This window comes from Nocardia sp. NPDC058518 (assembly GCF_042719655.1).
Classification (GTDB): Bacteria; Actinomycetota; Actinomycetes; order Mycobacteriales; family Mycobacteriaceae; genus Nocardia.
The window spans coordinates 276,435-286,732 of sequence record NZ_JBHXNJ010000007.1 but is presented as its reverse complement, the minus strand read 5'-3'; the positions used below and the strand labels follow the sequence as shown (position 1 = coordinate 286,732).

Here is a 10,298-nt window from a genome sequence, read left to right as displayed (position 1 = left end):
GAGCAGGCGGACCTGGTCTTTGTCGAGGACCTTGTGCAGGGCGGTGATGATGCCCTTGATGCGGGGGTGGTCGGGGGCGACGCCGTAGCGGATCAGGCCGAAGGGCGCGGGCATGCGCTCGTAGAGGTCGATGCTCACGTCGGCATCGGACTTCATCAAGGCGTCGGCGGCGTAGATACCGGCCGGTCCCGCACCCACGATCGCAATGCGAAGTGGGCGAGTCGCTGCACTCTGTTCGGTCATTTCTACGCGCACCCTTTGGTCGAGAACTGTTTGACGGCGTCAACTTAGCTTAGGCTAAGTCGGCAATCCCGCTTGCTGGCAGCTGTCATCGAGTTGGCATCAGCCCGCAGTCATGGCGATTCTAGCTGCGGCATTGCGGTCACCCGGCGCGCGGTGTAGCTGCCCGCACGGGTCTGTCAGGATTACAGCATGAACGAGGAGCAAACAGGCTCGGATGACCAGCCCGTAGTGGTGGATCAGACCGACAAGCGTTCCATCGTCCCGTTCGTCGCGGCCGCGGTGATCGCGATCATCGTGCTCATCGGCATCGTGGCGGGCGGACTGCTCTCACCCGCTGAGAAAAATGTCACAGAGGCCGACCGTCTCGCGGCCGCCGTCACCAACTATATCGACGCACGCTCGCGCAGTGACCTCCGTCCGCCGACCGGTGTGGCCTGCCCCGGGTTCGACGAGGAGAAATCCGGCCTCGGCGAACAGCTCGGTGGCCCGAAATCCACTGTCACGATCGACGGTAGGGGCTTCGAGAACGCGACCGTCAACGGCGACCGCGCCAAAATCGACGCCACCCTCGTGGTGAACGGCAATCCGTCGACCAACACCTGGAAACTGACCCGCGTCGACAGCGCGTGGCTGGTGTGCACCTTCTGAATCGTTTGACACGATGACCGGTGCCGAGGCAATCTCAGATCGCAAGGTCATGAGTGCCAGCGTCAAGCCCCGGCTCGCTGGTCGGCAACCCTCCTCCGCGGTGGGGTGCTCCGGGTGACGACCTGGCCGTGTGTTCGGGGATTTCCGGCACGGCAAGAGCGGATTCACGCAGGAGGATCGACATGACTTACGCCGGCGACATCACCCCTGAGAAGGCGTGGGAGCTGCTCACCGAGCATCCCGGCGCCGTGCTGGTCGACGTGCGCACCGAAGGTGAGTGGGCACACATCGGCATTCCCGATACCAGTTCCATCGAACGCCCGGCCCACTTCATCGAATGGGTCGACGGCACCGGCACGCGCAACCCGGAGTTCGGCGTGCAGCTCGAGCAGGCACTGGCCGGTCGCCCCGACGACGCACCGGTGGTGTTCCTGTGTCGCTCGGGTCAGCGTTCCGCGCACGCGGCGAACCTGGCGACGGCGGCGGGCGTGGCACCGTCCTACAACGTGCTCGACGGCTTCGAAGGTGGACCCGACGCGTTCGGTCAGCGCGGCAGCACCGGTTGGCGCGCGGTCGGCCTGCCGTGGCGTCAGGCATAAGGAGAAAAGCATGATCACCGGTGGTTCGTTCGACAAGCCACTGCCCGAAGGCGTCGGTCCCGCCACGCTCGGCGTGCGTGGTGGCCTGCGCCGTTCCGGCTTCGACGAGACCTCCGAGGCGCTGTACCTGACCTCGGGTTTCGTCTACGAGAGTGCCGAAGCCGCCGAAGCCGCGTTCACCGGCGACGTCGAGCACTTCGTCTACTCCCGCTTCGGCAATCCGACCGTGGCGATGTTCGAGGAGCGCATCCGCCTGCTCGACGGCGCCGAGGCGGCCTTCGCGACCGCGTCCGGCATGTCGGCGGTGTTCACCGCGCTCGGTGCGCTGCTGAAGGCGGGCGACCGGCTCGTCGCCGCCCGCAGTCTGTTCGGTTCCTGTTTCGTGGTCTGCAACGAGATCCTCCCGCGCTGGGGCATCGAAACCGTCTTCGTCGACGGTGACGACCTCGACCAGTGGGAGCAGGCACTCTCCGTGCCCACCCAGGCCGTCTTCTTCGAGACCCCCGCCAACCCGATGCAGACCCTCGTCGATGTCCGCAAGGTCACCGAGCTCGCCCACGCCGCGGGCGCGAAGGTGGTGCTGGACAACGTCTTCGCCACCCCCCTGCTCCAGCGCGGCTTCGAACTCGGCGCCGACGTGGTGGTCTACTCCGGCACCAAACACATCGACGGCCAGGGCCGCGTCCTCGGCGGCGCCATCCTCGGCGCCAAGGACTACATCGACGGCCCCGTCAAAACCCTGATGCGCCACACCGGCCCAGCCCTGAGCCCCTTCAATGCATGGACCTTGCTCAAGGGCCTGGAAACGATGCCGTTGCGCGTCCGCCACGCCACCGAGTCGGCCCTGCGAGTGGCCGAATTCCTGGAGACCAAGAATTCGGTCGACTGGGTGAAATACCCCTTCCTGGAATCACATCCACAACACGCACTGGCCAAGGACCAGATGTCCGGCGGCGGCACTGTCGTCACCTTCGCCCTCAACGGCGAAGACGGCAAGAAAAAAGCCTTCGAGGTCCTCAACCGCCTCCGCATCATCGACATCTCCAACAACCTCGGCGACGCCAAAACCATGATCACCCACCCCGCCACCACCACCCACCGAGCCATGGGCCCGGAGGGACGCGCGTCAATCGGCTTGTCCGACGGGGTAGTTCGCATCTCGGTCGGCCTGGAAGACCTCGAAGATCTCCTCGGCGACCTCGACCACGCCCTGAGCTAGTTCGTCCGAATGTCGCGAGTCGACCTGTCGCAACGATCCCCGCTCGGCAGGTCGACGTCGGACTCGTGGATCGCCTACCGGACCGGGTCGTAGACCGCGAACCCCAGGTGGCCCGCGACGGTGGCCATGTTCTTGTCGTGGGTCACCACCGTGAGATCGTCCAAGCCGCTGCGCACGGATTCACTGCCTTGCGGCGTCCAGAATCGCGATCGCCTCGTCGATCGGAGCGATGACGAAAAGTTCGGTTCCGGCGTCGGTGTCGACGCGCAGACGAGTGCGGAGGCCGCCGCTGAACAGGCCGCCGTCCGGGCTTTGCTGCCCGACGGCGCGCAGTTGGGTCAGGGGCGCTTCCCAGCGCTTGCCGCCGGTGATCGCGTCGAGGTGATTGGGCACGAAGAGCAGTCGGGTTTCGGTCAGGTGGAGGCGTCCGCCGACGGCCCTCTTACCTTGCGTTCGATTGGCAAGTTTCTGCCAGACGACGTTCTCGGTTGCGTTCAGCGCGGGGCTACCGATCCACAATCCCATGGTTCATTTCCTTGTGTCGTTCCGGTGTTCGTGACCATGGATCGATATCTGGCCGGGCGCCGTTAATGGCGCCCGGCCAGGGATCTGAGCCGACCGGTCTCAGCCCAGGGCGCGCAGGCGGGGGGCCAGGTCTCGCTTGAAGAGGTCGAGGAAGCGGAGTTGGTCTTGGCCGGGGGCGTGGAAGACCAGGTGGTTGAGGCCTGCGTCGAGGTAGGGCTTGATCTGGGCGACGGCTTCGTCGGGGTCGCTGGCGACGATCCAGCGCTTGGCGACCTGTTCGATCGGGAGGGCGTCGGCGGCCTTCTCCATTTCGATGGGGTCGGTGATGTCGTGCTTCTGTTCGGGGGTCAGCGACAGTGGGGCCCAGAAGCGGGTGTTCTGTAGTGCGAGTTCGGGATCAGTGTCGTAGGAGATCTTGATCTCGATCATCTTGTCGATGTCGGCGACATTGCGGTCGACCTTCGCGGCGCCTTCGGCAACGGCGGGCAGCAGTTTCTCGGTGTAGAGGTCCATGCCCTTGCCCGAGGTGCAGATGAAGCCGTCGCCAGCGCGGCCGGCGTACCTGGCCACCACCGGACCGCCGGCAGCGATGTAGACGGGGATTCCGCCCTTGGGAACGTCGTAGATCGAGGCGCCGACCGTGTGGTAGTACTCGCCGTTGAAATCGGTGCGCTCGCCGGTCCACAGTTCGCGCATCAGGTTCACCGCTTCACGCAGGCGGGCGAAACGTTCTTTGAAGTCGGGCCATTCGCCTTTGTAGCCGGTGGCGATCTCGTTGAGGGCTTCGCCGGTGCCGACGCCGAGCATGACGCGGTTCGGGTACAGGCAGCCCAGTGTGGCGAAGGACTGCGCGATCACGGCGGGGTTGTAGCGGAAGGTGGGGGTGAGTACGGAGGTGCCGAGCTGGATGCGGTCGGTGCGCTCGCCGACGGCGGCCAGCCAGGCCAGTGAGAACGGTGCGTGGCCGCCGTCGTGGCGCCACGGCTGAAAGTGGTCGCTCACGGTCGCGCTGTCGAGTCCGTGCTGTTCGGCGGCGACGCCGAGTTCGACCAGCTCCCGTGGCCCGAACTGCTCTGCCGATGCCTTGTACCCGAGCTTGAGATCGACCATTCCAGCCACTCCTGTCGTCAGTTGACCCCTGCCACACGACACTAGCGCGCGGTCCGGCGTCCGCGCCCATGCCGTTTCGTCTCCCGCCACGCCGGGTTATAGCGGACAATTAACTGGTGACCACCAAGGATGAGCAGATCTTGTCGTACCTGACCGACATGGACGGTGTGCTGGTGCACGAGGATCAGCTGATCCCCGGCGCCGACGAGTTCCTCGCCGAACTGCGCGCCAACGAGATCCCGTTCCTGGTGCTCACCAATAACTCGATCCGCACCCCGCGCGACCTGCAGGCCCGCCTGCGCCACACCGGCCTCGACATCCCGGAGGAGTCGATCTGGACCTCGGCGCTGGCCACGGCTACCTTCCTCGACGACCAGCGCCCCAACGGCACCGCGTATGTGGTCGGCGAATCCGGCCTCACCACCGCGCTGCACGAGATCGGCTACGTGCTCACCGATAGCGATCCCGACTACGTGGTGCTGGGCGAGACCCGCACCTACTCCTTCGAGGCCATCACCACCGCGATCCGCCTGGTCGATCGCGGCGCGAAGTTCATCGCCACCAACCCCGACGCCACCGGCCCCTCGCGCGACGGTGTCCTGCCCGCCACGGGTTCGGTCGCGGCCCTCATCACCAGGGCCACCGGTAAGGAGCCGTACTACGTCGGCAAGCCGAATCCGCTGATGATGCGCTCGGCGCTGCGCCGGATCGGCGCGCATTCCCAGTCGACGGTGATGATCGGCGACCGGATGGACACCGACGTGATCGCGGGCCTCGAGGCAGGCCTGCGCACGGTGCTGGTGACCTCGGGCATCTCGACGAAGTCCTCGGTGGAGGCCTACCCGTTCCGTCCGACCATGGTGGTGGACTCGATCGCCGACTTGATCGGCCGGACGCGCCGCCCGTTCGCCGAGTAGCCATGTGATCCGCATCTCACCGGAATAGGTTACCCCCTGCCCTGGTTATAGTTGCCATGGCAACCAAAGGAGGGCCCGTGCAGTTCGGAATCTTCAGCGTCGGCGATGTGACCACCGATCCCACCACCGGCCGCACCCCCACCGAGGCCGAGCGGATCAAGGCGATGGTCGCGATCGCGCAGAAGGCCGAGGAGGTGGGGCTCGATGTGTTCGCGATGGGCGAGCACCACAATCGGCCCTTCGTGCCGTCCTCGCCGACCACGATGCTCGGCTATATCGCGGGCCGCACCGACAACATCATGCTGTCCACCTCGACCACGCTGATCACCACGAACGACCCGGTCAAGATCGCCGAGGACTTCGCGATGCTGCAGCACCTGGCCGACGGCCGGGTCGACCTGATGCTCGGCCGCGGCAACACCGGCCCGGTCTATCCGTGGTTCGGCAAGGACATCCGCGACGGCATCCCCCTGGCCATCGAGAACTACGCTCTGCTGCACCGGCTGTGGCGCGAAGACGTCGTGAACTGGGAAGGCAAGTTCCGCACGCCCCTGCAGTCGTTCACCTCCACACCGCGTCCACTCGACGATGTGCCGCCGTTCGTCTGGCACGGCTCGATCCGCAGCCCTGAGATCGCCGAGCAGGCCGCGTACTACGGTGACGGCTTCTTCGCCAACCACATCTTCTGGCCCACCGACCATTTCAAGCGGCTGATCGAGCTGTACCGCCGTCGCTACGAGCACTACGGGCACGGCAGTGCAGACGAGGCCATCGTCGGACTCGGCGGACAAGTGTTCTTGCGCAAGAACTCCCAGGACGCGGTCCGCGAATTCCGCCCCTACTTCGACAACGCGCCCGTCTACGGGCACGGCCCGTCGCTGGAGGACTTCACCGAACAGACCCCGCTCACCGTGGGCAGCCCGGAACAGGTCATCGAGAAGACGCTCACCTTCCGCGAGCACTTCGGCGACTACCAGCGCCAGCTGTTCCTGGTCGACCACGCCGGGTTGCCGTTGAAGACGGTGCTCGAACAGCTCGACCTGCTCGGTGAGGAAGTAATTCCGGTGCTGCGCAAGGAATTCGCGGCCCGACGCCCCGCTCATGTGCCGGACGCGCCAACGCATGCGTCGTTGCTGGCCGCGCGAACGAAGGAGCTGACCGCATGACAACCCGCATTGCCGTGGTGTCGGCCGGGCTGTCGCAGCCCTCGTCCACGCGCTTGCTGGCCGACCGGCTGGCCGCCGCGACGGCACGGGAACTGGGCGGTGAGGTCGAGCTGGACTTCATCGACCTGCGCGATCATGCCCGCGATCTCGCCGACAACCTGCTCACCGGGTTCCCGGCGCCGTCGTTGCGGGCGGCGATCGACAAGGTCGTCACCGCCGACGGTCTGATCGCCGTCACGCCGATCTTCAGCGCCTCCTACAGCGGCCTGTTCAAGACGTTCTTCGATGTGCTGGAACCGGATTCGCTGGCCGCGATGCCCGTGCTGGCCGGTGCCACCGGTGGCACCGAACGCCACTCCCTCGCCCTCGAACACGCGGTGCGCCCGCTGTTCGCCTACTTGCGCTCGATCGTCGTCCCCACCGCGGTCTACGCGGCTTCGACCGATTGGGGCGCGCACGGTGCCGACCAGGCGCTGAACAACCGAATAGATCGCGCCGCAATCGAATTCAGTGCGCTCTTACTCGGCGCAACCGCTACCCGGCCCTCCGATCCCTACACCGACACGACCCCGTTCGAAGACCTACTCGCAGCAAATCTCTCCCACTGATCCACACCCATCCACAAGGAGTACACATGACCACCGCCATCGCCAAGGGACTCACCGCAGGCACCTGGGCCATCGACCCCACCCACTCCACCGTCGGCTTCTCCGTACGTCACCTGATGGTGAGCAAGGTCCGCGGCCGCTTCACCGACTTCGACGGCGCCCTCGTGATCGCCGAGGACGGCACCGCCACCGCACAGGCCGAGATCCGCGTCGACTCCCTCACCACCGACAACGCCCAGCGCGACGGCCACCTGCGCACCGCCGACTTCTTCCACGCCGAGGAATTCCCGCTGATGACCTTCAAGTCCACCGGGTTCCGTGGCGAGGGCAGCGATTTCGTCGTCGACGGCGAGTTCACCGTGCGCGGCAACACCAAGCCGGTCACCCTCGAGGTCGAGTTCGTCGGCGTGAGCCCGGGCATGGGCAACGGCCAGGTCGCCGGCTTCGAAGCCAAGACCGTGGTCTCGCGCCGCGACTTCGGCCTCGACATCGACATGCCGCTGCCCGACGGCGGCGCCGTGATCGGCGACAAGATCACTCTCACCCTCGAGATCGAGGCCGTCCTCCAGGGCTGACCCGTCACCGACGTGACGCCCCCATCGCCTGTTCGGTGATGGGGGCGTCGGCCGCTGTGTACCGCGGCTAGTCCTCGTGGGCGATGATCGTGTCGAGAGTCGCCGCGAGACGCTGGAGGGTCGCGACCGTCGCGGCGAACTCGGCCGGACCGAGCGCCTCGGCCAGCCGGTGCGCCATGGCCGCGTGCTGCGGATTTATCCGACGAATGGCGGCCTCGCCTGCCTCGGTCATCGCGACCAGCTTGGCCCGCTTGTGCGCGGGGTTGGGCCGGTACTCGCACATACCCTTGCCGACCAGCAGGTCCGCGATCCGCTGCACGCTCTGCCGGGTGATACCCATCGCGCGGGCGATCCCGGCCACCGGCTGCGGCTGGTCCTGCACGGCGGCCATCACCTGCCACCAGGCCACCGAGATTCCGGCAGGCGCGGACAATCCGTCGCCGATGGTCAGGAATTGACCGTTGAGCCGGAAGACGGTGAGGGCGGCGCCGTCGAGCAGGTCCTGTTCGGGGTTCAAGCTGCGTGGATCCCTTCGTATTCGGCGAGCACGGCGTACCCGGCCGGGTCCTTGTGCGCATACAGCTTGTACCAGGCCTCGAGGACATGCGGTTCGTACAGATCGAGACGCGCGAAGATCTCTCTGGCGAATTCGAACGGCGACATCGCGTCCGCGGTGATCACGTCACGGTCGGTGACCGCAGGCGCCTCGACGTAGTGCCGCGCGCCCGAATACCCGCTGTAGACCAGGAATTCCGCCGCGTTGCTGGTGTGCGCGCGATCATCGAGCAGGCCCGCTGTGGCCAGTCCGAAGGTCGCGCCGCAGATCGCGGCCACCGGTACTCCGGCATCGACGAACTCTTTTGCCTTGTGCGCGAACGCGATCAGGTCCTCGCCCAGCCACAGATCCGCGCCGGGAAGGATCAGCATCGCGCTGTCGGCGGGATCGAGATCGGCGACGGCCAGGTCGGGTGTCACTCGCAGACGGCCCATGGTGGTGATCGGTTCGGTGGTGAGGCCGACCGTCGCGACCTCGAATTTTCCGGGCTCCCGGTGCCAGTTGCCGTTGGCGATGTGCGCCGTCGCGGCCCCCACTTCCCAGTCGGCGAGGGTGTCGTAGACGGCTACGTGAACTGTTTTCATCGACATGACAGTATGTTGTCATGTTTGACAGAATGCTGTCAATAAGAATTTTGCTACCGGCTTGTAGCCGACCCTCCGTACGCTGACGGCATCCGGTGCGAGACAGGGAGGTTCACCCGCGATGGCCGATTCCGTGCAGGGCATGACGGGCACCATCACGTCACCGATTCGGGAGGCGGGCGCACTGGGTGAGGTGCTGGTCTCGATTCGCGGGGGGACTGAGCTCTACCTCGCCCGAGCCGATGAGCCGATCGCCGCCTGGACCACCGTGTTGATCGTCGCGGTCCACCCGGGTCGCCTGGTCGACGTGGTCACTTGGATACCGCTTCCCTCTGAATGAAAGGGGCCCGCGATGCTGGGCTATCACGTTCCCGATCCCGACGAAGCCATGCTGGTCAGTGGCGCCAAGACCAAGGACGACACCCCGTTCAAGGTCGTCATCGGTCGTGGCACCTGGGTGGTGCCGCTGTTCCGGAAGGTCCGCTACCTGTCGCTGGCCATGTTCGAGTCCGAGATCCGCGAGCGCTGCGTCACCAAGCAGGCCATCCAGCTCGATGTGCGTGCGGTGATCGCGTTCAAGGTCGCCAATGACACCCAGTCGATCGTCAATGCGGCACAACGCTTCCTGTCCGAGCAGGAGCAGGAGATGTCGGTGCTGACCGGCCGCATCTTCTCCGGTCACCTGCGCTCGATCGTCGGCTCGATGACCGTCGAGGAGATCATCCGCGAACGTCAGAAGCTGGCCGACGAGGTGCTCATCGCCTCCAAGGTGGAGATGAGCAATATCGGCCTGTGGGTCGACTCGTTCCAGATCCAATCCATCGACGACGGCAACCTCGGCTACATCAATGCCCTTGCCGCACCGCACAATGCGGCGGTCCAGCGCGATGCCCAGATCGCCCAGGCCCAAGCCTCCCAGCGCTCCGCCGAAGCCGAACAGGAATCGCTGCGCCGTCGCGCCGAATACGAACGCGAAACCTCGATCCTCAAAGCCCAGTACCAGCGCGACATCGACAAGGCCAATGCCGAAGCGGCACAGGCGGGCCCGCTCGCCGATGCCATCGCCAGGCAGGCCGTCTTGCACGCCCAGGCCGAGCAGGCCCGCAAGAACGCCGAACTCCGCGAACAGCAGCTTCAAGCCGAAGTGGTGAAACCCGCTGAGGCAGAGGCGGAACGAGTCCGCATCCTCGCGGTTGCCGAAGCCGACCGCACTCGTATCCAGGCCGAAGCGGCGGCGTCCAACAACCGAATCGCGTTGGACCAGATGCTCATCGAGCAGCTTCCCGAAATCGTCAAGCAGGCCTCGCACGGTTTGGCCGGCGCCAACCTCACGGTCCTCAACGGCCCCGACGGTGTCGGTGAATTGCTCAACGGCATGGTCGGCCAGGGGCTGACCGTGTTCAACTCCCTGCAGAAGGCGCTGTCGAACGACCAGAAGGCGCTGTCGAACGACGAGGTCGACAAGGTCTGACGGTCGAGTCGGGGGGGGGGGGCGGGGGGGCGGGGGGGGGGCCCGCGCGCCCCCCCCGAGGGGGGCGAGGGGGCGCG

Annotated in this window: 14 protein-coding genes and 1 riboswitch; of the genes, 9 read left to right on the top strand and 5 right to left on the bottom strand. The window is 66.1% G+C overall.

Translation table 11 applies throughout. The features are described 5' to 3' along the window. A partial coding sequence (locus ACFWPX_RS16030; RefSeq protein ID WP_378927993.1) for an NAD(P)-binding protein occupies window positions 1-243 on the bottom strand: 243 nt, incomplete at its 3' end. Between the two features lie 189 nt (window positions 244-432). On the opposite strand from ACFWPX_RS16030, the gene ACFWPX_RS16025 reads away from it, so the two are divergent. From ACFWPX_RS16025 to ACFWPX_RS16015, 3 genes are all read left to right on the top strand, one after another. Then, window positions 433-891 carry a hypothetical protein gene (locus ACFWPX_RS16025; RefSeq protein WP_378922357.1) on the top strand — a complete coding sequence of 153 codons (459 nt, stop codon included), beginning with the start codon at window positions 433-435 and terminating at the stop codon, window positions 889-891. Between the two features lie 45 nt (window positions 892-936). Beyond that, a riboswitch (SAM riboswitch) is annotated at window positions 937-1,056 on the top strand. A 17-nt stretch (window positions 1,057-1,073) separates the two neighbouring features. Further along, on the top strand, window positions 1,074-1,490 hold the full coding sequence (locus ACFWPX_RS16020; protein WP_067450341.1) for a rhodanese-like domain-containing protein: 417 nt from the start codon (window positions 1,074-1,076) through the stop codon (window positions 1,488-1,490). 10 nt (window positions 1,491-1,500) lie between these two features. After that, the gene (locus ACFWPX_RS16015; protein ID WP_378927992.1) at window positions 1,501-2,709 is read left to right on the top strand and encodes an O-succinylhomoserine sulfhydrylase; all 1,209 of its coding nucleotides are present in this window, start codon (window positions 1,501-1,503) and stop codon (window positions 2,707-2,709) included. 180 nt (window positions 2,710-2,889) lie between these two features. Here ACFWPX_RS16015 and ACFWPX_RS16010 read toward each other — a convergent pair whose 3' ends face one another. Both ACFWPX_RS16010 and fgd read right to left on the bottom strand, forming a co-directional pair. Further along, window positions 2,890-3,234: a hypothetical protein gene (locus ACFWPX_RS16010; RefSeq protein WP_378927991.1), complete on the bottom strand. Its 345-nt coding sequence runs from the start codon at window positions 3,232-3,234 to the stop codon at window positions 2,890-2,892. A 99-nt stretch (window positions 3,235-3,333) separates the two neighbouring features. After that, complete coding sequence (fgd, locus tag ACFWPX_RS16005) at window positions 3,334-4,344, bottom strand: glucose-6-phosphate dehydrogenase (coenzyme-F420) (RefSeq protein ID WP_378927990.1); 1,011 nt, start codon at window positions 4,342-4,344, stop codon at window positions 3,334-3,336. Window positions 4,345-4,502: 158 nt separating this feature from the next. On the opposite strand from fgd, the gene ACFWPX_RS16000 reads away from it, so the two are divergent. The 4 genes from ACFWPX_RS16000 to ACFWPX_RS15985 all read left to right on the top strand — a co-directional run bounded on the left by ACFWPX_RS16000 (window position 4,503) and on the right by ACFWPX_RS15985 (window position 7,610). Next, window positions 4,503-5,261 carry an HAD-IIA family hydrolase gene (locus ACFWPX_RS16000; RefSeq protein ID WP_378922383.1) on the top strand — a complete coding sequence of 253 codons (759 nt, stop codon included), beginning with the start codon at window positions 4,503-4,505 and terminating at the stop codon, window positions 5,259-5,261. Between the two features lie 77 nt (window positions 5,262-5,338). Further along, window positions 5,339-6,427 carry an LLM class flavin-dependent oxidoreductase gene (locus ACFWPX_RS15995; protein WP_378922350.1) on the top strand — a complete coding sequence of 363 codons (1,089 nt, stop codon included), beginning with the start codon at window positions 5,339-5,341 and terminating at the stop codon, window positions 6,425-6,427. After that, complete coding sequence (locus ACFWPX_RS15990) at window positions 6,424-7,035, top strand: FMN reductase (RefSeq protein WP_378927988.1); 612 nt, start codon at window positions 6,424-6,426, stop codon at window positions 7,033-7,035. Before ACFWPX_RS15995 ends, ACFWPX_RS15990 begins: the two co-directional genes overlap by 4 nt. A 26-nt stretch (window positions 7,036-7,061) precedes the next feature. After that, the gene (locus ACFWPX_RS15985; protein WP_378922346.1) at window positions 7,062-7,610 is read left to right on the top strand and encodes a YceI family protein; all 549 of its coding nucleotides are present in this window, start codon (window positions 7,062-7,064) and stop codon (window positions 7,608-7,610) included. Between the two features lie 67 nt (window positions 7,611-7,677). On the opposite strand, the gene ACFWPX_RS15980 is transcribed toward ACFWPX_RS15985, so the two are convergent. After that, on the bottom strand, window positions 7,678-8,127 hold the full coding sequence (locus ACFWPX_RS15980; protein WP_378927987.1) for a MarR family winged helix-turn-helix transcriptional regulator: 450 nt from the start codon (window positions 8,125-8,127) through the stop codon (window positions 7,678-7,680). Beyond that, window positions 8,124-8,750, bottom strand: coding sequence for a DJ-1/PfpI family protein (locus ACFWPX_RS15975; protein ID WP_378927986.1), 627 nt, complete (start codon window positions 8,748-8,750; stop codon window positions 8,124-8,126). Before ACFWPX_RS15975 ends, ACFWPX_RS15980 begins: the two co-directional genes overlap by 4 nt. Before the next feature lie 121 nt (window positions 8,751-8,871). Between ACFWPX_RS15975 and ACFWPX_RS15970 the strand changes: the two genes are divergently transcribed. Further along, window positions 8,872-9,090 carry a hypothetical protein gene (locus ACFWPX_RS15970; protein WP_378922340.1) on the top strand — a complete coding sequence of 73 codons (219 nt, stop codon included), beginning with the start codon at window positions 8,872-8,874 and terminating at the stop codon, window positions 9,088-9,090. A 12-nt stretch (window positions 9,091-9,102) separates the two neighbouring features. After that, window positions 9,103-10,221, top strand: a complete 1,119-nt coding sequence (locus ACFWPX_RS15965) for an SPFH domain-containing protein (RefSeq protein WP_378922338.1) — start codon at window positions 9,103-9,105, stop codon at window positions 10,219-10,221. Window positions 10,222-10,298 lie beyond the last annotated feature (77 nt).

Bases quoted from the DNA above. Each gene is read 5' to 3' on its own strand.
- ACFWPX_RS16025 (WP_378922357.1), top strand. From the start codon at position 433: ATGAACGAGGAGCAAACAGGCTCGGATGACCAGCCCGTAGTGGTGGAT.
- ACFWPX_RS16020 (WP_067450341.1), top strand. From the start codon at position 1,074: ATGACTTACGCCGGCGACATCACCCCTGAGAAGGCGTGGGAGCTGCTC.
- ACFWPX_RS16015 (WP_378927992.1), top strand. From the start codon at position 1,501: ATGATCACCGGTGGTTCGTTCGACAAGCCACTGCCCGAAGGCGTCGGT.
- ACFWPX_RS16010 (WP_378927991.1), bottom strand. From the start codon at position 3,234: ATGGGATTGTGGATCGGTAGCCCCGCGCTGAACGCAACCGAGAACGTC.
- fgd (WP_378927990.1), bottom strand. From the start codon at position 4,344: ATGGTCGATCTCAAGCTCGGGTACAAGGCATCGGCAGAGCAGTTCGGG.
- ACFWPX_RS16000 (WP_378922383.1), top strand. From the start codon at position 4,503: ATGGACGGTGTGCTGGTGCACGAGGATCAGCTGATCCCCGGCGCCGAC.
- ACFWPX_RS15990 (WP_378927988.1), top strand. From the start codon at position 6,424: ATGACAACCCGCATTGCCGTGGTGTCGGCCGGGCTGTCGCAGCCCTCG.
- ACFWPX_RS15985 (WP_378922346.1), top strand. From the start codon at position 7,062: ATGACCACCGCCATCGCCAAGGGACTCACCGCAGGCACCTGGGCCATC.
- ACFWPX_RS15975 (WP_378927986.1), bottom strand. From the start codon at position 8,750: ATGAAAACAGTTCACGTAGCCGTCTACGACACCCTCGCCGACTGGGAA.
- ACFWPX_RS15970 (WP_378922340.1), top strand. From the start codon at position 8,872: ATGGCCGATTCCGTGCAGGGCATGACGGGCACCATCACGTCACCGATT.
- ACFWPX_RS15965 (WP_378922338.1), top strand. From the start codon at position 9,103: ATGCTGGGCTATCACGTTCCCGATCCCGACGAAGCCATGCTGGTCAGT.